The following is a 19,675-nucleotide window of genomic DNA, read 5'->3' on the forward strand; positions in this document are numbered from 1 at the left end:
GCCCCTCTTGTAAGAGGGGCGTCGTTGTGTGTGCAACGTGTTCTCATCTCCGCCGCGCGTTGCTACGGTGCCGAGAAAGCTGACGGCGTATCAGTTCTGGCCGTCACGACCCGTGGGGAGGCTCCGTATGCGCGCTCTCATCGCCGCCGCCACCGGTCTCGCCGTCGCGTTCGCCGTGGTCCTGACGTTGACCGCCCTCGCATCCCCCTCGGGCGGGACGTCCCCGAAGCCGCTGCTGACGACGGTGCCCGCACACCCCTGACCGCCCGCCCGGGAGGGAGGCCGAGATGCGCCGCAAGGCCGGCCTGGTCCTGCTCGCCCTCGCCGTGTTCTTCGCGGCCCTGTCCCCGTTGCTGCGCTGGTACGCCTTCCCGCGCCTCGCCAAGGTCCCCGCGAACCAGTACCAGGACATGGTCCTGGAGGCGAAGGACGCCACCCTCCTCGACTACGGCACGATGAAGGCGAAGAGGGTCTCCAAGGTCACCATCGTCCAGACCCTCAAGGGCAACGTGGAGGCCTCCGAGCGCATCGAGGAGTCGGCCGGCCGGGACGTCGTCGTCTGGGACGGCCTGTCCTACGTCGTCGGCCCCGACGGCAAGATGGTCTCCAAGATCCCCGAGCGCTACATCTTCGACGCCCACACCCAGGAACCCGTCCATGCCACCGGCGAGATGGTCGACGGCGACCCGGTGCGCCGCCAGGGCATCGAGTTCAAATGGCCCTTCCTGACGGAGAAACGGGACTACGAGTACTTCGACGCCCAGGCCCGCATCACCGCGCCCATCACGTACAAGGGCACCCAGGACTTCCGGGGCCTCGAGGTCTACTACTTCGAGCAGACCATCCCCTGGACCAAGGTGAAGATCCCGAAGACCCTGCCCGTCGAGGGCCTCACCCCCGAGGCGGTGGCACAGACCGGCACGACCCGCTGGTACACCACGGTCCGCAAGTTCTGGGTCGAACCCGTCACCGGCGCCCCCGTGTACGGAGAGGAGATCCACAAGGAGGAACTGCGCGGCGGCACCCTCCTCGGCGACCGCGACAAGGTGACCGCGTTCGCCGGCCACGTGAAGATGCGCGAGGACTACCTCACGCACACGGTCGAGCTGGTGAAGTCCCAGCGTCTGCTCATCCTGTTGATGACGTCCTACCTGCCGTGGGGCTTCCTGACCCTCGGTGTCCTCCTGCTGGCCCTCGCGCTGTACCTGGAGGCCCGCAGCCGCCGGCCCTCGGGCCCGGCGGCCACGTCGGCCGAGGAACCGTCGTCGGTCAGCGCCTGAGCCGCGCGTTGGTGTGCCGGGTCGGCTCGGCCCCCGCCGGGTCCTCGGGCCACGGATGCTTCGGATACCGCCCCCGCAGCTCCGCCCGTACGCCCTTGTAGCCGTCCCGCCAGAACGAGGCGAGATCGGCGGTGACGGCGGCCGGCCGCCCGGCCGGGGACAGCAGATGCACGAGCAGCGGCACCCCGGCGACCCGGGGCGACTCCTGGAGCCCGAACATCTCCTGCACCTTCACCGCCAGCACGGGCTGCTCGGGCCGTGAGTAGTCGATCCGGATCCGCGACCCGCTCGGCACGGTCATCCGCTCCGGGGCCAGCTCGTCGAGCCGCCCCGCCTCTCCGCAGGCCCAGGGCAGCAGCCGGGCGAGCCCCTCCCCGGCATCGATCCGTGCCAGATCGGCCCGCCGCCGCGCCCGGCCGAGCTCCGGCTCCAGCCACTCCTCCACGCGCGCGTGCAGCGCGTCGTCGGACACGTCCGGCCAGGGCTCACCGAGATGCAGCCGCAGGAACGCGAGCCGCTGCCGCAGGGCTTCGGCCTCCGCCGGCCACCGCAGCAGCCCGAACCCCTCCCGCCGCAGCCCGTCGAGCAACGCGCTGCGCACGAGGCCGGGATCGGCGTCCTTCAGCGCCCGCACCGCCAACTCCACGGCCCCCAGCCGCTCCACCCGACGCGCCACGACTTCTCCGTTGTCCCACCCGACCTCGTCCCGCTCCTCCAGCAGCGCCCCCGCCGCGAGCCGGGCCGTCTCCTCGTCGACGACAGCCCCGAGCTGCACGCGCGCGTGCCCCTTGCCGACCGGCCGGTCGGCCATGGCGACAGCGATCCAGGGGGCACCGGTCAGCCGGCTCCCCGCACCGCTCTCGGCCCGGGTCCCGGAAGCCATGAGGTACGACCCACCGTCACGCTTGGCGACCCGCTCGGGAAAGGCGAGAGCGGCGACTAGCCCGACCTGCTGCTCTTCGGAGAGGCTGCCCGGCCCCTCGGCCTCCGCCCCTGGAGGGCAGTCCCGTGGACGGGACATTCCGGGAGCGGCGGCCCGCAGCCGCCGAACCTCGCTCCGCCACCGTGACGCATAGGCGTCACCCCCACGCCGAGCACGACGCAGCGCGCCCGCCAGATCGTCTCCGTACTCCCGCGGAGCCTCCTCACTGAGCAGCGCGACGACCTCGGCGGCCCGCTCCGCCCCGACCGAGCCGGACCCGTCCAGCAAGGCCCGCCCCAGCCGGGGATGCAGACCCAGCCGGGACAGGGCGACTCCCCGCTCAGTGGCCCGCCCCGCGGCGTCCACCGCCCCCACCGCCGTCAAGACCTCCCGGGCCGCCGCCATGGCCCCGCTCGGCGGCCCGTCCAGCAGCGCGAGCCCGGACGCGTCCGGATCCCCCCAGCACGCCACCTGCAGCGCGAACGCCGTCAGGTCGGCCACCCTGATCTCCGGCGACGGATACCGCGGCAGACGCGCGTCCTCGGCCTCCGCCCAGCACCGGTACACCGCCCCCGGCGCCTCGCGCCCGGCCCGACCCGCCCGCTGCCGCCCGGCCGCCTGCGACGCCCGTACGGTCGTCAGCGCGCTCAACCCGCGCGCGTGGTCCACCCGCGGCTCGCGCGCCAGCCCCGAGTCCACGACCAGGCGCACCCCGGGCACGGTCAGAGAGGACTCCGCGACGGACGTGGCCAGCACGACCCGCCGCCGCTCCCCGCGCACCAGCACCGCGTCCTGCACGGCCGCGGGCGCCCGCCCGTGCACCTGAAGCACCTCGACGTCACCGAGCCCCCCGAGCTGCCCGGCGACCCTGGCGATCTCGCCCACGCCCGGCAGGAAACACAGCACGTCCCCGTCCCGCTCGGCCAGCGCCCGCCGCACCACGGACGCCACATGCGTCAGCAGCGCCGGGTCGACCCGCATCCCGTGCGGCGGCCGCACCGGACGCACCGGCGGCGCCCACACGGCCTCCACCGGATACGCCGTGCCCTGCGCCTCGACCACCGGCGCCCCGCCCAGCAGCCGCGCCCATCCCTGCGCGTCGGTCGTCGCCGAGGCGGCCACCAGCCGCAGCTCCGGCCGCAGTGTCTGCCGAACGTCCCACAGGAACGCCGCCGCCGTGTCCGCGTCCAGGTGCCGCTCGTGGCACTCGTCGAGCACCACCACGTCGGCACCGGCCAGCTCCTGGTCCCGCTGCAGCCGTTGCACCAGCACACCGGTCGTGACGACCTCCACGCGCGTGTGCCGCCCGACGACCCGTTCCCCGCGAACGGTGTAGCCGACGCTCTCGCCGGGCTTCTCGCCCAGCAGCCACGCCATCCGCCGCGCCGCGGCCCGGGCCGCGATCCGCCGCGGCTCCGCCACGATCACCCGCCGCTGGGGCCCCTTCCCGAGCAGTCCCGCCAGGGCCGGCGGCACCAGCGTCGTCTTGCCGGTGCCGGGCGGCGCCACGAGGACGGCGGTGCCGTGCCCCTCCAGGGCTTCGTCGAGGGCGGGCAGGGCACCGCGTACGGGCAGGGCTTCCAGGGCGTCGTAACGGATCACGCCCCTCAGTGTCGTACGCCGGGGAAGCGCACCCTCACGCGCGGGGACGTATCAGTCCCGCTCGCACACGAAGATCGCCGTCCCGGGGATCAGGTTCCCGCGCAACGGCGACCAGCCGCCCCACTCGGAGGTGTTCCAGACGGGCCACTCCGGCTCCACCAGGTCGACCAGTCGGAAGCCCGACGCCACGACGTCCCGGACACGGTCGCCGAGCGTGCGGTGGTGCTCGACGTAGACCGCCTGTCCCTCGTCGTCCTGCTCGACATAGGGAGTGCGGTCGAAGTACGAGGCCGACACCGACAGCCCCTCCGGCCCCGGCTCGTCCGGGAAGGCCCAGCGGATCGGATGCGTCACCGAGAAGACGAGACGGCCTCCGGGCCGCAGCACCCGGCGCACCTCGCGCAGGACCTGGCGAGGGTCGGCGACGAAGGGCAGCGCCCCGTACGCCGAGCAGGCCAGGTCGAACGACGCGTCCGCGAAGGGAAGCGCACCGGCGTCGGCGCACACCAGGGGGAAGGAGACGCCGATGCGCAGCGCGTGCTGCAGCTGCCGGTGGGAGATGTCCAGGGCGACCGGGCGCGCACCCTGGGCGGTCAGCCAGCGCGAGCACTGTGCGGCGCCGGCGCCGATCTCCAGGACGTCCCGGCCCTTCAGTTCCTCCGGCGGGCCGAGCAACTCGGCCTCCACCTCGTCCAGCCCTTCGGGGCCCCAGACGAAGCGGTCGTCGCCGAGGAACGTGCCGTGCTCGATCTGGTACTCGTCCGCGTTGCGGTCCCACCAGCCACGATTGGCGCGGGAGCTCTCCGTGGCCCCGGCATCACGCCGGGTGGCCTCGGGTTCGGACGCTTCGGACTCTTGGATGATCGGCTCCCTCGTCGTACTCTTCCGTCCAGCCGGTCCCGGCGGTGTCACAAAGGGGGCGTCGTACGGCCCGCGTGGCCTCGAACGACATGACTTGTGCCGGGTATGCGGCGATCCGCCCCGCGTGGGCGGCTTCGCGCATTGACCCTGCCCGGCTGCCCCCGTATGCTACAAGTTGCGCTGCGGGCCTGCGCACCTCAGACGTAGCAGGTTGCGCTCGCATCTGTATGTATGTCCCCTCGGTTGTCGAGGCGTCACCGTTTTTGAGTGGCGCTTCCTTGGCTGTCCGGCTTCTGCAGAGCGAAACGGGCTCCCGGCGTAGCAGTACCTACGACTTCAATGTCCGTACCGGAGCCCTTTCCCACATGACGAGCAGCACCGAGACCACCGCCACCACCCCGCAGGTAGCGGTCAACGACATCGGTAACGAGGAAGCCTTCCTCGCCGCGATCGACGAGACGATCAAGTACTTCAACGACGGCGACATCGTCGACGGCGTCATCGTGAAGGTCGACCGGGACGAGGTCCTGCTCGACATCGGTTACAAGACCGAAGGTGTGATCCCGAGCCGCGAGCTCTCGATCAAGCACGACGTCGACCCGAACGAGGTCGTCGCCGTCGGTGACGAGATCGAGGCCCTTGTTCTCCAGAAGGAGGACAAGGAAGGCCGCCTGATCCTCTCGAAGAAGCGCGCCCAGTACGAGCGTGCCTGGGGCACCATCGAGAAGATCAAGGAAGAGGACGGGATCGTCACCGGTACCGTCATCGAGGTCGTCAAGGGTGGTCTCATCCTCGACATCGGCCTCCGTGGCTTCCTCCCGGCCTCCCTGGTCGAGATGCGCCGCGTCCGCGACCTCCAGCCCTACGTGGGCAAGGAGCTCGAGGCGAAGATCATCGAGCTGGACAAGAACCGCAACAACGTGGTCCTGTCCCGCCGTGCCTGGCTCGAGCAGACCCAGTCCGAGGTCCGCCAGACGTTCCTCACCACCCTCCAGAAGGGTCAGGTCCGTTCCGGCGTCGTCTCCTCGATCGTCAACTTCGGTGCCTTCGTGGACCTGGGTGGCGTCGACGGTCTGGTCCACGTTTCCGAGCTCTCCTGGAAGCACATCGACCACCCGTCCGAGGTTGTCGAGGTCGGCCAGGAAGTCACCGTCGAGGTCCTCGACGTGGACATGGACCGCGAGCGTGTCTCCCTGTCGCTGAAGGCGACCCAGGAAGACCCGTGGCAGCAGTTCGCCCGCACCCACCAGATCGGCCAGGTCGTGCCCGGCAAGGTCACGAAGCTGGTTCCGTTCGGTGCGTTCGTCCGCGTGGACGAGGGCATCGAGGGTCTGGTCCACATCTCCGAGCTGGCCGAGCGCCACGTGGAGATCCCGGAGCAGGTCGTCCAGGTCAACGACGAGATCTTCGTCAAGGTCATCGACATCGACCTCGAGCGTCGTCGCATCAGCCTCTCGCTGAAGCAGGCCAACGAGTCCTTCGGTTCGGACCCGGCCTCGGTCGAGTTCGACCCGACGCTGTACGGCATGGCCGCGTCGTACGACGACCAGGGCAACTACATCTACCCCGAGGGCTTCGACCCCGAGACCAACGACTGGCTCGAGGGCTACGAGACCCAGCGCGAGGCCTGGGAGACCCAGTACGCCGAGGCGCAGCAGCGCTTCGAGCAGCACCAGGCGCAGGTCATCAAGTCCCGCGAGGCGGACGAGAAGGCCGCCGCCGAGGGTGGCGAGGCCGCCGCTCCGGCCGCGTCCGGCGGTGGCGGTTCGTACTCCTCCGAGGGTGCGGACAACTCCGGCGCGCTGGCCTCGGACGAGGCGCTTGCCGCCCTGCGAGAGAAGCTGGCGGGTGGGCAGAGCTGACGCCCACTGAGCAGTAGCTCTTCCTGACTGAGGGCCCGCACCTTTCGAGGTGCGGGCCCTCAGCGCTTGCCGGCCGATCGGTCGGCAGCCGGCCGGTGGGGGCTTGTGGCGCAGTTCCCCGCGCCCCTTGAAGGGCGTTGCCCGCTGCCAAGATCGAAGTTCTCCTCCTCCAGGGAATGCCCACGCCCGCAACGGCGTTGTGGAGTGTGAACACGAGGAGGAGCGGTCACTGTGCTTGATCCGCAGGGTTTGTACGCCTGGGAGCCGAAGGGGCTGGCCGTCGTCGACATGGCGCTCGCCCAGGAGTCGGCCGGACTTGTCATGCTCTACCACTTCGACGGATACATCGACGCGGGCGAGACCGGCGACCAGATCGTCGACCGGGTGCTCGACTCGCTGCCCCACCAGGTCGTCGCCCGCTTCGACCACGACCGGCTCGTGGACTACCGCGCCCGCCGCCCGTTGCTGACCTTCAAGCGCGACCGCTGGAGCGACTACGAGGACCCCGCCCTCGAGGTGCGGCTCGTGCAGGACGCCACCGGCGCGCCCTTCCTGCTGCTGTCCGGCCCTGAGCCGGACGTGGAGTGGGAGCGCTTCGCCGCCGCCGTGAAGCAGATCGTGGAGCGGCTCGGCGTCCGCCTCTCCGTGAACTTCCACGGCATCCCCATGGGCGTCCCGCACACCCGGCCCGTCGGCCTCACCCCGCACGGCAACCGCACCGACCTCGTCCCGGGCCACCCCAGCCCGTTCGAGGAGGCGCAGGTGCCCGGCAGCGCCGAGTCCCTCGTCGAATACCGCCTGCTCCAGGCCGGGCACGACGTCCTGGGCGTCGCCGCCCACGTCCCGCACTACATCGCCCGCTCCCCGTACCCGGACGCGGCTCTGACGGTCCTGGAGGCCATCACGGCGGCGACCGGACTGGTCCTGCCCGGCATCGCCCACGCCCTGCGCTCGGACGCCCACCGCACCCAGACGGAGATCGACCGGCAGATCCGCGAGGGCGACGAGGACCTCACCGCGCTCGTCGAGGGCCTTGAGCACCAGTACGACGCCGTCGCCGGCGCCGAGACCCGGGGCAACATGCTCGCCGAGCCGGTGGACATCCCGTCGGCGGACGAGATCGGCCAGGAGTTCGAGAAATTCCTGGCGGAACGAGAAGGCGACAGCTGATCCCGGTACGGCCTGGCTGAGGGCCCTGTCAGTGGCAGGGCCTAAGCTGCGGGCATGCTGAAGGTGGGCCTGACCGGCGGCATCGGTGCCGGCAAGAGTGAGGTGTCACGGCTGCTCGTCGCGTGCGGGGCCGTGCTGATCGACGCGGACCGCATCGCGCGGGAGGTCGTCGCACCAGGGACGCCGGGGCTCGCCTCGGTCGTCGAGGCCTTCGGGGAGGAGATCCTCGCCGCCGACGGCAGCCTGGACCGGCCCCGCCTCGGCGCCATCGTCTTCGCCGACGCGGACAGACTCGCCACCCTCAACTCGATCGTGCACCCCCTGGTGGGCGCCCGCTCCCGCGAGCTGGAGGAGGCCGCCGCCGAGGACGCGGTCGTGATCCACGACGTCCCGCTCCTCACGGAGAACGGCCTGGCGCCGCTGTACGACCTCGTGATCGTCGTCGACGCGGCCCCCGAGACCCAGCTCGACCGGCTCGTACGGCTGCGCGGCATGACCGAGGAGGACGCCCGCGCGCGGATGGCCGCCCAGGCGACGCGCGAGCAGCGCCGGGAGATCGCGGACATCGTGATCGACAACGACGTCCCGCTGGAGGAGCTGGAGCAGCGCGTGAAGGACGTGTGGGCCGAGCTGGTGCGCAGGTCGCAGGCGCCCCGGCCGTCTCCCACGGAATAGCGGCACCCCGTGGGGGCGTTGAACCCCTGCAGTGAGGGAAGGACTCTGCCGTGCCCGAGACCAGCGGTTCGACCGGACGTACCCCGGAGACGCATGTCATCGACTTCCGTGCCGCCGAGCAGCTGCTCGCGGCGCGGGACCCGCGGGGCGCGGTGAAGCTGCTCGACGGGGTCATCGCCACCCACCCGGAGAACACCGCGGCGCGGCTGTTGCGGGCGCGTGCCTTCTTCGCGGCGGCGCAGCTGAGGCCGGCGGAGCTCGAGTTCCAGATCGTCCTGGAGCGGGAGCCGGACAACGCGTTCGCGCATTTCGCGCTCGCCCGTACCTATGAGCGCGAGGGCCGTCCCGGCCCGGCGAGGCGCCACTTCCGCCTGGCGGCCGCGCTCGACCCGAATCCGGAGTTTGTGAAGGCCGCGCGCTTCGACTCGTGAGCGGGCGCCCCGTCTGCTTCAGGGGCGTTTGTCCGGCGGTTCGTAGGGCGGGATGTCGCGGCCTGGCTGGTAGTGCGGGCCCTGACGGATGTGCCGGAGGACGACGGCCAGGTCGATCGTGACGATCAACAGCAGCACACCGCAGGCGATGGCCCACCCGGTCCGCCCGGCGAGCGTGAACGCCACCGTCCCGAAGAGGGCCCAGACCAGCCCCCACACGCTCAGCCAGAAACGCGCCCGCAGGGCACTGCGCGCGGTCCGCGGTTCACTGCCTGTACGCATCCTTCGATCACCACTCCTGCTTGCAACGTACTCTTCGTGGCGAGGGTTCACCAAGGTCGACGGGGGAGCCGTGCATGCTGCCGGACGCCGACACCCTTCCCGAGATCCTGCTCGATCTCGCCGTGCCGCACGAGGACATCGACGACCTGGTCGCCCTGCGGCGGACACTGACCGGGGATGCCGGGGCCATGAGGCTCCTGGAGGAGTGCGTCGAGCAGCTGGTACGGGACATCGGAGAGGTCGGGGCCGAGGTGCCGCTCGCCGAGCGCCTCGCCGAAGCCGGGCGGAACATGGCGTTCCGTCGGCGGCGGCAGGGCACGGGAGGGGTGCAGGTCCCGCAGTGGCTCACGCACCACTTCCGGGGTGAGCTGTACCAGCTGGGACGGCTCCAGTTCTTCGGAGACCCGGACCTGCCGCCGGCCGGTCTGCCGAGGTGCACGTCGGTGGAGCGGGCGGTGGGGGACCACCTGCGGGCGGGCGGCCACTGGTACGTGGAGCACGGCTGGTTCCGGCGGTAGCCGCTGCGGCCTCAACTCCCGGACCGTGCTGTCCCGTTCACTCGGTCGGGTGAAGGTGACCGTCAGGGGAACGGGCGTGCGGACACGGCCCGTTGGACGGGCATGGAGATGAAAATGCGTGAGGGGTACGAGGGGACGGGCCCCGGGGCCATCACCCCGGACGGCTGCGCGGTGGAGCTCTACTCACGGCTGCCCGTCGGGGGCGAACCGGAGGTCATCGCCGCCGCCGTCCCCGAGGGCGCGAGCATCCTGGAACTGGGCAGCGGAGTCGGACGCGTGACCCACGCACTGCTGGAGCGCGGCTTCACGGTCACGGCGGTGGACGAGTCCGCCCCGATGCTGGAGCGCGTGCGCGGCGCGCGGACCGTATGCGGCCCGATCGAGGAACTGGACCTGGGCGAGACGTTCGACGTGGTGCTGCTCGCGTCGTTCCTCGTGCACACGGGAGACGTCGGGGTGCGGCGCGGCATGCTGCGCACCTGCGTGCGTCATGTCGTGGAGGGCGGCTGCGTGCTGATCCAGCGGGAGGGCGAGGGCTACCACGAGAACGTGCCGCGCGAGCGCGAGGACCCCAGCGGCTTCACCGTACGGATCGCGTCGTCGGAACCGGCCGGCGACGGGGTCAACTCGGTGCGTGCGGAGTACGAGTTCCCCGACGCCGTCTGGACCCAGACGTTCCGGGCGCGACCACTGACCAAGGAGCAGTTCGAGGAGGCGCTGGAGGAGGCGGGCCTGAAGGTGGACCGCTATCTGACGGAGGACCGGATATGGGTGCGGGCGGTGCCGGCGGTTTAGGGGCTCGGGTGGGTGAGAGCCCGCCTGGGGGAGCGGAAGCGGGGCGCCTGAGCGGCTGAGGCTCCAACGGCTCTGCCCCTGACGGGCGCAGGGCCGAGGGGATCGGGGTGACCTTCCGCTCGACTTCTCCTCGATGGCGATGAGTTCCGGGATGACGGCCGGTCTACCTCTCCGACACCACCACGGACCGCTTCCCAGGAGATCTTCATGTCCGAGACCACCGCCTCCGTCACCGCCGCCGACTCCACCCAGGCCGGCGTCGTCATCGCCGAGTCCGCGACCGCTCGCGGGCGGCGTGCCCGGATCGCCCTGCGCGCTCTGCAGGTGCTGCTCGCCCTCTTCTACGCGATCCCGAGCGCCCTGCCCAAGCTGATCGGGCACGCGTCGGCTGCCGAGTCGTTCGAGCGGCTCGGCTGGGGCAGCGTGGGGATGTACACCATCGGCGTGCTCGAACTGGCCGGAGCGATCGCCCTGTTGATCCCGGTGCTCCAGTCGGTGGCGGCGATGGCGCTGAGCGCGTTGATGGTGGGCGCGTTCATCGTGCAGATAGCCGTCTTCGACGGGCAGTACGCGGCGACGCCGCTGATTCTGATCGTGCCGCTCGCCCTCATCGCGTGGGCACGGCGGGGGCACAACGCGGATCTGCTCCGGCTGTTGCGGCGACAGGCGTGACCGGGTGCGACCGTGTCGCTTACGGCTCCGGCGCCGTCCGGGAGGGTCTGGCGGCCCGTCCCGGGCGCTGGTCTGAGGGGTGGTGCCGGTTCCTCGGCCTGCTCACGGCCTGGGTTTGCCCGAGCCGCTGCCGAACCCCCCGCCAGGACCAGGGCCGGGACCGGGCACGCTGCCCGGGCCGGCCACACCGCGGAGGCGTTCCATTTCGCGGCGGTCGCGCTTCGTCGGGCGGCCCGCGCCGCGGTCGCGGATGCCGGCGGGGGCGACGGCCTCGCGGGGCGGGGGCGGCGGGGAGTTGTCGATGTAGCACTGGGTGGCCACGGGGGCCCCGACCCGCTTGCGGATCAGCCGGGTGACGACGACGACCCGCTCGCGGCCCTCGTGCCGTAGACGCACCTCGTCCCCTACGCGGACGGCGTGTGCGGGCTTCACGCGCTCGCCGTTGACGCGCACGTGGCCGCCCCGGCAGGCGGTGGCTCCCATGGAACGAGTCTTGACGAGGCGTACGGACCAGATCCAGCTGTCGACGCGCACGGTCGTGCCGCTCTGCGGGCCCGCGGCCTCGGCGGCGGCGATCGCCGCGGCGACCTTCGGATCCAGGGCCTTCGTATCACCGTTCCCGGAGCCGCCGGCGGCCGTGGGGGACTCGGGCGCCGCGCCCGGGCCCGCGTCCTCGGTCCCGTCCGTCCTCTCGTGCCCCGCACCTTGAGAAGCCATGCCCCGACCTTAGTCCTCCGAGCCGCCCAGCCGGGCGGGATATCGCCCTCCGAGCAACTATCCCAAACAAATTTTGCAAAAACTCTTTTGCTAAGTGCCCTGGGCGCCCTAACCTCCCGGCATGGACAGCGACGAGCACAAGCGCGTACTCGATCCCGAGCACGACTCCGCCGCCCTGAAGGCGCTCACCCACCCCCTGCGTATCCAACTGCTCGGACTGCTGCGGCAGGACGGACCCGCCACGGCCAGTGAGCTGGCCGCGCGGACGGGGGAGTCGTCGGCGTCGGCCAGCTACCACCTGCGGGTGCTGGCGAAGTACGCGTTCATCACCGAGGCCGAGCACCGCGACGGGCGGGAGCGGCGCTGGCGGGCGCTGCACACCGTCACGTCCTGGAGCAACGAGACGATGGAGTCCACCGCGGCGGGCCGGGCTTTCGTCAGCCTGGCGCGACGGCGGCAGATCGAGCACCTGGAGAGGTCCCTCGCCCGGTACGAGGCGGACATGGCCGCCGGGCGGCTCGGCCAGGAGTGGGTGGAGTCGTCCGGGATCAGTGATCTCATGCCCCGGCTTACGGCCGAGTCGGTCACCGAGCTCTTGGAGACCGTCGCGGGCAAGCTGGAGGAACTGACCGCGCGGGACGCGGACGACCCGCGCGCCGAGCACGTCGTGCTCCTCACCGCCGCCCTGCCGTTCGCCCCGCAGGAGCGGAACGACAGCGGGCGCGAGGACACGGCCCCCGAGGCCACCACCTCATGACGGACCTCGTGACCCAGCCGCCCGGGACACGGACCGCTCGCCGCCGTTACGTCACCGTCTGTGCGCTCCTCTGGCTGCCACCGGGCCTGGGCATGGCCTCGATCGTCCTGCTGCTCGGCGAACGCGGCATGTCCCTGGCCGCGATCGCGGGGCTCTTCGCCGCCCACTCGCTGACCGTGGCCGCGCTGGAGCTGCCCACCGGCGGGCTCTCCGACGTCCTCGGGCGCCGGCCGGTCCTCGCCCTGGCCGGTGCGCTCAACGTGGTCGCCTGCCTCCTGATCGGCCTAGGCGCCACCGCCTGGTTGCTCACCGCCGGCATGGTGCTCATGGGCGTGGCCCGGGCCCTGGCCAGCGGTACCGCCGAGGCCTGGTACGTCGACACCGTCCAGGCGTGCTCCGGCCCGGACGCCGAGCTGCGCACGGGCCTGGCCCGGGGCGGTTCCGCGACCTCCGCCGCCCTCGCGGCAGGGCTCCTGCTCGGAGGCGCCCTGCCCTGGCTGCTCGGCCTGGGGCCCGATCCCGGTACCCGGCTGAGCGAGGCGACGTCCGGGGCGGTGCTGCCGCTGTCCGTTCCCCTGCTGCTGGGCGCCGCGGTCCAGGTCGTCTTCGTCTGCTACGTACTGGCCGTCCTGCGGGAGCCGCCACGACCACCGGCCACCCTGCGTTCCGTGGTGCGCGGCGTCCCGGCCACCGTCATGGGCGGATTGCGGCTGGGCGGACGGGACGCGCTGGTCCGCCGGATCCTGATCAGCGCCGCGGCCGCCGGAAGCGCCCTGGCCGCCATCGAACTGCTCGTACCGGGCCGTACCGTCGCGGTCACCGGCGCGACCGGCTCCGGGGCGATGATCTACGCTGCCCTGTCCTGCGCGGGTTTCGTCTGCTCCGGTCTCGGCAGCCACCTCGCGCCCTTCGCCGCCCGGGTTGCGGGCAGTGGCGAGCGGGCCGTCCTGGTCAGTCTCGCCGCCGGGGCGGGAGGCCTGCTGTTGCTCGGGGTCACCGCGACGTCCGGCCACCCGATGGCCACGGGTCTCGCGGTCGCCGGCTTCGGACTCTTCTACCTCGGGCTGGGCGTCGCCTCCCCGAACGAGAACGAGCTGCTCCACCGCAGCGTCTCCAGCGCGGGTCGCGCCACCGCGCTGTCCGTCCAGTCCCTCGCCCAGCAGCTGGTCGGCGCGCTCACCGGCCTGATCGTCGGGGCCCTGAGGCCCGGCCCGCTGCCCTGGCTGCTGACGGGAGCCGCACTTCTGGCCGGCGCCCTGCTCTGGCTACGCCCGAGCGGTGAACGGGCCCCGCAGACCAGCAGTGCCTGAGCCCGCACCCCGGCGGCGCCGGACCTGCCCAGGATCTTGCCCCCTGTGACGAGCACGGGCCCCGCCTGCGCCTACCGTGGAGTGATGGATGCCAGCGGCCTTCCCCTCCTCGACCGGCGCATCGCGGACTGCCGGGCCTGCCCGCGGCTGGTCTCCTGGCGGGAGGAGACGGCCCGGGCCAAGCGAGCCGCCTTCGCGGACTGGACGTACTGGGGCCGGCCGGTGCCCGGGTTCGGGCCCGGGGACGCCCGGTTGCTGATCGTGGGGCTCGCCCCCGCCGCCCACGGCGGCAACCGCACGGGCCGGATGTTCACCGGCGACCGCTCCGGGGACGTCCTCTTCGAGGCGCTGTACGACGTGGGCCTCGCCTCCCAGCCGACCGCCCTGCACGCCCATGACGGCCTGGAGCTGCACGGCGTACGCGTCACCTCGCCCGTGCACTGCGCCCCGCCCGCCAACAAACCCACCCCCGAGGAGCGGGACACCTGCCGCCCCTGGCTCGTGCAGGAACTGCGGCTGCTGCGCCCGACCCTGCGGGCCGTGGTCGTACTCGGCGCCTTCGGCTGGCAGGCCGCGCTGCCCGCGTTCACCGAGGCCGGCTGGTCCGTGCCCCGGCCGCGCCCCGCCTTCTCCCACGGTGCCCGGTTCCTTCTCGACGGCCTGGAACTCTTCGGCTGCTTCCACGTCAGCCAGCGCAACACCTTCACCGGCCGGCTCACCCCCGCCATGCTGCGCGACGTCCTGCGGACGGCCGGGCGGGCGGCGGGTCTGCCCACGGAAAGCGGCTAGGGAGCCTCCTCGCCGAACAGATGGCGGACCGTTGAGCGGTAGTTGGTCCGTACGTGCGTCAGCGCGTGCGCGCGGGCGCGCTCCGGATCGCCCGAGGCGATGGCCTCGTACAGCTCGCGGTGCTCCACGAGGAGCTGCGGCCACTCCTCGTTGCGCCGGGTCATCCAGCGCAGCCGGCCGGCGACCGGCTCCAGGGCCTCGGTGAGCAGGCTGTTGCCGGCCATCGCCACGATGCGGTCGTGCAGCCGGCTGTTGACGTCGGTGATCGTCTCGGCGTCCCCGGCCTCGGTGGCGGCGGCCGCGCGGCCGAGGAGGTCCCGCATCTCGGTCAGATCCTCCGGTGTCGCGCGGGAGGCGGCGAGTCCGGCGGCGTAGACCTCCAGGGCCTCGCGCAGCTCGAACAGTTCCTTGACGTCGGTCGGGGTGAGGCGCCGTACGACCGTACGGCGGGGGGTCTCGAAGTGGACGAAGCCCTCGGTGACGAGCGCCCGGATCGCCTCCCGGACCGGCACGCGCGAGACACCGAACCGCTCCGCCAGCTCGCGTTCCACCAGGCGGTCGCCCGGGCGGAGACTGCCCGCGATGATCTCCTGGCGCAGATCGGCCGTGACGCGTTCGCGTACCGCTCCGAGGGGTTCGATCTTCGTCATGGAGCCCATCTTCGTCGACGCGAGGGGTGTTTTACGGAGCGTTAACGAGAGCGACATCGGTCAGAACGGTTGACGGGGAGACCATGAGCGCAGTTTGGTATACCAAACCCTCGCTGAGCCCACCGAGCAGCCCTCCGCCGTCCCCTCGCTCATGGAGGCCCCGTGTCACTCGCCGACCGTGCCGCAGTCACCGGCACCCCAGCGTTCGTCCCCGATCCCCGGCTCACCAACGAAGACCTCGCGCCCGCCGAGAAGCGCAGCTGGAAGGTCTTCGACCTCTTCGCCATGTGGATGTCCGACGTCCACAACCTCGGCAACTACACGTTCGCCGCCGGACTGCTCTTCCTCGGCATGAACGTCTGGCAGATCTTCACGTCCCTGCTCGTCGGGTTCGTGATCATCTACATCGGCATGAACCGGATGGGCAAGATCGGCCAGCGCCACGGCGTGCCCTTCCCGGTGGTCAGCCGGATCGCGTTCGGCATCTGGGGTGCCAACATCCCGGCGCTGATCAGGGCCGTGATCGCCATCATGTGGTACGGCATCCAGACCTACCTCGCCTCCGTCGCCGTCAACGTGATGCTGCTCGCGGCCTGGCCGAGCCTGGAGTCGTGGACGCACAACTCCTTCCTCGGCCTGGACGCCCTCGGCTGGTTCTCCTTCATCGTGCTGTGGCTGGTCCAGGCGGCGATCATCAGCCGGGGCATGGAATCGGTCCGCAAGTTCCAGGACTTCTGCGGCCCGGCGATCTGGCTGGTGATGATCGCACTGGCCGTGTGGATCCTCGCCAAGGCCGGCTGGACGATCTCGCTCACCTCCACGCCGCACCCGGTCTCCGTCGGCGAGCAGTGGCGCCAGTGGTTCGGCGCGATCGGCTTGGTCCTCGCCACGTACGGCACCCTGATGCTCAACTTCTGCGACTTCTCCCGCTTCGCGCCCGACTACAAGTCCGTCAGGCGCGGCAACTTCTGGGGCCTGCCCGTCAACTCCACGGCCTTCGTGATCGTGTCGGTCATCGTCACCGCGGGCGCCTTCGAGGTCTTCGGCAAGGAGATCACCGACCCGGCCTACCTCGTCGCCGAGATCGGCAGCACCTGGGTGCTGGTGCTGGGCGCGCTGACCTTCGCCATCGCCACCATGGGCGTCAACATCGTCGCCAACTTCGTCTCCCCGGCGTACGACCTGGCCAACGTCTGGCCGCAGAAGATCACCTTCAAGGTCGGCGGCATGATCAGCACGGTCGCGGCGCTGCTCGTCACCCCCTGGAACCTCTTCTCCAACCCGACCGTCGTGAACTACTTCCTCGGCGGCCTCGGCGCCTTCCTCGGCCCGCTGTTCGGCGTGATCATGCTCGACTACTACTGGGTCAAGCGCGGGCGCGTGAACGTGGACGAACTGTTCGACGCCACCCCCGGCTCCCGCTACTACTACCGCAAGGGGGTCAATCCCAAGGCGCTCTGGGCGTTCCTGCCGGCGGCCGGTGTCGCGGCGGTGCTCGCGCTGGTGAAGACCTTCAGCGATGTCGCCCCGTACTCCTGGTTCATCGGCACGGCGCTCGCCGCCGGGCTGTACGCGGCCCTGTGCCGTCCCGAGCGTGCCACCGCGGAGGTCTGAGAGACGTGCGGATCGTCGTCACCAACTGCAACACCACGCAGGAGATGACCGAGGAGATCGTGCGAGGTGCCCGGGCCGCCGCAGGCCCGGGCACCGCCGTGACCGGACTGACCCCCGCCTGGGGGCCGGCGTCCGCGGAGGGCTGGCTCGACAGCTACCTGTCCGCCGCGGCCGTCCTGGACACGCTGCGGACCTACGACGGACCGCCGTACGACGCCGTGGTCATGGCCGGATTCGGGGAGCACGGGAGGGAGGGCGTACGGGAACTGGTGGACGTACCGGTCGTCGACATCACCGAGGCCGCGGCGCATCTCGCCTGCCTGCTGGGCCGCCGCTACGGCGTCGTGACCACGCTGGAGCGCTCGTGCGGCCAGATCGAGGACAGCCTGGAGACGGCGGGCGTGGCGCGGAACTGCGCGGCGGTCGTCGGCACCGGCCTGAACGTGCTCGGCCTCGGCGACGACGAACGGACCGAGACGGCGTTCCTGGCCGCCGCCGAACAGGCCTGCGCGGCCGGGGCGGAGGTGCTCGTCCTGGGCTGCGCCGGTATGACGGGGCTGCAGCGGGCCGTCGGGGAGAAACTGGGCCTGCCGGTCGTCGACGGGGTCGCCGCTGCGGTCAAACTGGCGGAGTCGTTGGTGGCACTGGGGCTGACGACGAGCCGGGCGGGGAGCTACGCCGAGCCGCTGCCGAAACCGAGGGCGTGGGGGAGGCCCGGACGGCGGTAGGTCATGCCGTGCTGCCCGGGTCGTCGAGGGTGACGTCGTCGCGGTGGGCCCCGTAGAACGCCGTCTGCCGGGCCATGAGCTCCCGCATGGAAGTGCCGCGCGGGATGCCGTACACCGTGCCGGGGAAGTCCAGCGCCTCCTGGATCTGCCAGAGCTCGTCGTGTTCCCCGGGTGCGAAGAGCCGGGCCCGGGGCGCGCCCGCCGCGATCCAGCCGATGGGCAGGACGGTGCCGGGCGGCAGCACGGAGTTGACGTGCAGCACGCTGTGGATCCGCAGCTCCGAGCCGGCACCCGCGAGGGCCCCCGGGAAGACGCAGGCACCGGTGGCCACGAAGACCTCGTCCTCAAGGGTCGCCCCGTTGACATGGGCGTGCGGGCCGACGAGCACCGCGTCACCGATCCCGGTGGGGTGCGCGGACCGACCCCGCACCAGCGCGTTCTCCATGACGACGACGTTCGAGCCGACCCTCACCTCCCCGTCCTCCGCGGTGAGCACGGCCCCGTGCAGCACCCGGCTGCGCTCACCGAGGACGACGGCCCCGCACAGGACGGCCGTCGGGGCGACGTACGCGGACTCGGGGACGACGGGCCGCCGCCCGCGGTGCTCGATCAACATGGGACTCTCCTCAGGCGGACGACCCCTCGGGCACGACGGCTGTCGCCGTGATCTCCACCAGCTGTCCCGTGTACCCCAGACACGCCACGCCGATCAGCGTCGACGAGTGCGGACCCGCACTGAGGCCGGACGCCTCGACGACACTCCAGACGGCGGACAGCTCGGCGGGCTCACTGCTGACGACATACACGTCGGTCGCCACCACGTGCGCCAGATCGCTCCCGACGGCGGCCAGCTGCTCCCGCAGATTGCCGATGACCTGCTCGGCCTGCCGCACGGGATCTCCGGGCCCGACGAGTGTGCCGTCGGGGCCCAGCGGTACGGACCCGGCGAGGAAGGCCAGCCGGGTGCCGGCCTCCACGACGGACACATGGGAGTAGGCGGGCGGCGGGAAGAGGCTCGGGACGGTGACGCGGCGGATCACGTGAGGTCTCCGATCTGCGGGCGGCGGCGGACAACCCACCGATCATGCGGGCCCCGGCACCCGCACGCACCCGTATTTCGGTTCCCGGCGACCGAGGCGTCCCCCTAGGCTCCCCCGGACCCCGTCTGCCAGGAGCCCGCCGTGCCCGCCCTCCCGGACCACCCCTTCCTCGCCACCACCGCGGACCGCCTAGCCGCCCTGCCCGCCGTCGAGGCCGTCACCCTCGGCGGCTCCCGGGCCCAGGGCACCGAACGGCCCGACAGCGACTGGGATCTGGCGGTCTACTACCGCGGCGCCTTCGACCCGGCCGACCTCCGCGCGGTCGGCTGGGAGGGCGAGGTCTGCGAGATCGGCGCCTGGGGCGGCGGCGTCTTCAACGGAGGGGCCTGGCTGACGATCGAGGGCCGCCGCGTGGACGTCCACTACCGCGATCTGGACGTGGTCGAACACGAGCTGGCGGAAGCGGAGGCGGGCCGCTTCCGCGTCGAGCCCCTCATGTTCCACCTGGCGGGCATCCCGACGTACCTGCTGGTCGCCGAACTCGCGATCAACCAGGTCCTGCGGGGCACACTGCCGCGTCCGGGTGCCTACCCGCCGGCCCTGCGCGAGAGCGCCCCGGCGCACTGGCACGGCATGGCCGCGGCCACCCTCGCCTACGCCAAGGCCGGCCACGCCCCGAAGAACGCCGTCACCCAGGTCGCGGGCGCGATCGCCCTCGCCGCGGCATTGACCGCGCACGCGGTGCCGGCGGCGCGCGGCGACTGGGTCACCAACGAGAAGGGTCTGGTGGCGCGGGCGGGTTTGCAGGAGGTGGACGCGGTCGTACGCAACCTCACGGACGACCCGGCCGCACTCGCCCGCGCCGTCACCGACGCGGAGACGCTCCTCGCCCGGGCCGTGAAAGCCGTCACCGCCGGGTGAACCAGTAGCGCGTTCTGGATTGCGTACATAAAGAACGCCGGCTTCGAGCCGTTCGACACGTTCCGGAAACCTATCCTCC

General features: G+C 71.8%; 22 protein-coding genes. 15 read left to right on the forward strand and 7 right to left on the reverse strand.

Going from position 1 to position 19,675, the window contains the following annotated elements; all coding sequences use genetic code 11:
- Positions 1-127 precede the first annotated feature (127 nt).
- Both G3I77_RS05120 and G3I77_RS05125 read left to right on the forward strand, forming a co-directional pair.
- On the forward strand, positions 128-262 hold the full coding sequence (locus G3I77_RS05120; protein ID WP_248501336.1) for an SPW_0924 family protein: 135 nt from the start codon (positions 128-130) through the stop codon (positions 260-262).
- Positions 263-287: 25 nt separating this feature from the next.
- Positions 288-1,280, forward strand: coding sequence for a DUF3068 domain-containing protein (locus tag G3I77_RS05125; RefSeq protein WP_248501337.1), 993 nt, complete (start codon positions 288-290; stop codon positions 1,278-1,280).
- Here G3I77_RS05125 and hrpB read toward each other — a convergent pair.
- Entirely contained in the window at positions 1,270-3,804 is a 2,535-nt protein-coding gene (hrpB, locus tag G3I77_RS05130; RefSeq protein ID WP_248501338.1) for an ATP-dependent helicase HrpB, read from the reverse strand. The genes G3I77_RS05125 and hrpB overlap by 11 nt on opposite strands.
- 51 nt (positions 3,805-3,855) lie before the next feature.
- Complete coding sequence (locus G3I77_RS05135) at positions 3,856-4,716, reverse strand: class I SAM-dependent methyltransferase (RefSeq protein ID WP_248501339.1); 861 nt, start codon at positions 4,714-4,716, stop codon at positions 3,856-3,858.
- A 314-nt stretch (positions 4,717-5,030) separates the two neighbouring features.
- Between G3I77_RS05135 and rpsA the strand changes: the two genes are divergently transcribed.
- The 4 genes from rpsA (at position 5,031) to G3I77_RS05155 (ending at position 8,803) form a co-directional block, all read left to right on the forward strand.
- Positions 5,031-6,527: a 30S ribosomal protein S1 gene (gene rpsA, locus G3I77_RS05140; protein ID WP_248501340.1), complete on the forward strand. Its 1,497-nt coding sequence runs from the start codon at positions 5,031-5,033 to the stop codon at positions 6,525-6,527.
- Positions 6,528-6,758: 231 nt separating this feature from the next.
- The gene (locus G3I77_RS05145) at positions 6,759-7,697 is read left to right on the forward strand and encodes a PAC2 family protein (protein WP_248501341.1); all 939 of its coding nucleotides are present in this window, start codon (positions 6,759-6,761) and stop codon (positions 7,695-7,697) included.
- Between the two features lie 54 nt (positions 7,698-7,751).
- On the forward strand, positions 7,752-8,372 hold the full coding sequence (coaE, locus tag G3I77_RS05150; protein ID WP_248501342.1) for a dephospho-CoA kinase: 621 nt from the start codon (positions 7,752-7,754) through the stop codon (positions 8,370-8,372).
- 50 nt (positions 8,373-8,422) lie between these two features.
- Positions 8,423-8,803, forward strand: coding sequence for a tetratricopeptide repeat protein (locus tag G3I77_RS05155; RefSeq protein WP_248501343.1), 381 nt, complete (start codon positions 8,423-8,425; stop codon positions 8,801-8,803).
- An 18-nt stretch (positions 8,804-8,821) separates the two neighbouring features.
- Here G3I77_RS05155 and G3I77_RS05160 read toward each other — a convergent pair whose 3' ends face one another.
- Complete coding sequence (locus G3I77_RS05160) at positions 8,822-9,085, reverse strand: DUF6343 family protein (protein ID WP_248501344.1); 264 nt, start codon at positions 9,083-9,085, stop codon at positions 8,822-8,824.
- A gap of 74 nt (positions 9,086-9,159) precedes the next feature.
- Between G3I77_RS05160 and G3I77_RS05165 the strand changes: the two genes are divergently transcribed.
- From G3I77_RS05165 to G3I77_RS05175, 3 genes are all read left to right on the forward strand, one after another.
- Positions 9,160-9,603: an acyltransferase domain-containing protein gene (locus G3I77_RS05165; protein WP_248501345.1), complete on the forward strand. Its 444-nt coding sequence runs from the start codon at positions 9,160-9,162 to the stop codon at positions 9,601-9,603.
- Between the two features lie 114 nt (positions 9,604-9,717).
- A complete protein-coding gene (locus tag G3I77_RS05170) occupies positions 9,718-10,398 on the forward strand; it encodes a bifunctional 2-polyprenyl-6-hydroxyphenol methylase/3-demethylubiquinol 3-O-methyltransferase UbiG (RefSeq protein ID WP_248501346.1) in 681 nt (226 codons plus the stop codon).
- Between the two features lie 207 nt (positions 10,399-10,605).
- Positions 10,606-11,070, forward strand: coding sequence for a DoxX family protein (locus tag G3I77_RS05175; protein ID WP_248501347.1), 465 nt, complete (start codon positions 10,606-10,608; stop codon positions 11,068-11,070).
- Between the two features lie 102 nt (positions 11,071-11,172).
- On the opposite strand, the gene G3I77_RS05180 is transcribed toward G3I77_RS05175, so the two are convergent.
- Entirely contained in the window at positions 11,173-11,787 is a 615-nt protein-coding gene (locus tag G3I77_RS05180) for an RNA-binding S4 domain-containing protein (RefSeq protein ID WP_248501348.1), read from the reverse strand.
- 121 nt (positions 11,788-11,908) lie between these two features.
- Between G3I77_RS05180 and G3I77_RS05185 the strand changes: the two genes are divergently transcribed.
- From G3I77_RS05185 to G3I77_RS05195, 3 genes are all read left to right on the forward strand, one after another.
- A complete protein-coding gene (locus G3I77_RS05185) occupies positions 11,909-12,544 on the forward strand; it encodes a helix-turn-helix domain-containing protein (RefSeq protein ID WP_248501349.1) in 636 nt (211 codons plus the stop codon).
- Positions 12,541-13,854: an MFS transporter gene (locus G3I77_RS05190; RefSeq protein ID WP_248501350.1), complete on the forward strand. Its 1,314-nt coding sequence runs from the start codon at positions 12,541-12,543 to the stop codon at positions 13,852-13,854. Before G3I77_RS05185 ends, G3I77_RS05190 begins: the two co-directional genes overlap by 4 nt.
- An 84-nt stretch (positions 13,855-13,938) precedes the next feature.
- On the forward strand, positions 13,939-14,643 hold the full coding sequence (locus tag G3I77_RS05195) for a uracil-DNA glycosylase (protein ID WP_248501351.1): 705 nt from the start codon (positions 13,939-13,941) through the stop codon (positions 14,641-14,643).
- On the opposite strand, the gene G3I77_RS05200 is transcribed toward G3I77_RS05195, so the two are convergent.
- Positions 14,640-15,302, reverse strand: a complete 663-nt coding sequence (locus G3I77_RS05200; RefSeq protein WP_248501352.1) for a GntR family transcriptional regulator — start codon at positions 15,300-15,302, stop codon at positions 14,640-14,642. The genes G3I77_RS05195 and G3I77_RS05200 overlap by 4 nt on opposite strands.
- A 153-nt stretch (positions 15,303-15,455) precedes the next feature.
- Between G3I77_RS05200 and G3I77_RS05205 the strand changes: the two genes are divergently transcribed.
- Positions 15,456-16,907, forward strand: a complete 1,452-nt coding sequence (locus G3I77_RS05205) for an NCS1 family nucleobase:cation symporter-1 (protein ID WP_248501353.1) — start codon at positions 15,456-15,458, stop codon at positions 16,905-16,907.
- 5 nt (positions 16,908-16,912) lie between these two features.
- A complete protein-coding gene (locus G3I77_RS05210) occupies positions 16,913-17,635 on the forward strand; it encodes an aspartate/glutamate racemase family protein (protein ID WP_248501354.1) in 723 nt (240 codons plus the stop codon).
- Position 17,636: 1 nt separating this feature from the next.
- On the opposite strand, the gene G3I77_RS05215 is transcribed toward G3I77_RS05210, so the two are convergent.
- Both G3I77_RS05215 and G3I77_RS05220 read right to left on the reverse strand, forming a co-directional pair.
- Entirely contained in the window at positions 17,637-18,251 is a 615-nt protein-coding gene (locus G3I77_RS05215) for a gamma carbonic anhydrase family protein (RefSeq protein ID WP_248501355.1), read from the reverse strand.
- A gap of 10 nt (positions 18,252-18,261) precedes the next feature.
- Positions 18,262-18,675 carry a RidA family protein gene (locus G3I77_RS05220; RefSeq protein ID WP_248501356.1) on the reverse strand — a complete coding sequence of 138 codons (414 nt, stop codon included), beginning with the start codon at positions 18,673-18,675 and terminating at the stop codon, positions 18,262-18,264.
- A 141-nt stretch (positions 18,676-18,816) separates the two neighbouring features.
- Here G3I77_RS05220 and G3I77_RS05225 point away from each other — a divergent pair, with 141 nt between their 5' ends.
- The gene (locus G3I77_RS05225; protein ID WP_248501357.1) at positions 18,817-19,596 is read left to right on the forward strand and encodes a nucleotidyltransferase domain-containing protein; all 780 of its coding nucleotides are present in this window, start codon (positions 18,817-18,819) and stop codon (positions 19,594-19,596) included.
- Positions 19,597-19,675: the final 79 nt, after the last annotated feature.

The sequence above is a fragment of the Streptomyces sp. D2-8 genome, from assembly GCF_023184515.1.
Classification (GTDB): Bacteria; Actinomycetota; Actinomycetes; order Streptomycetales; family Streptomycetaceae; genus Streptomyces.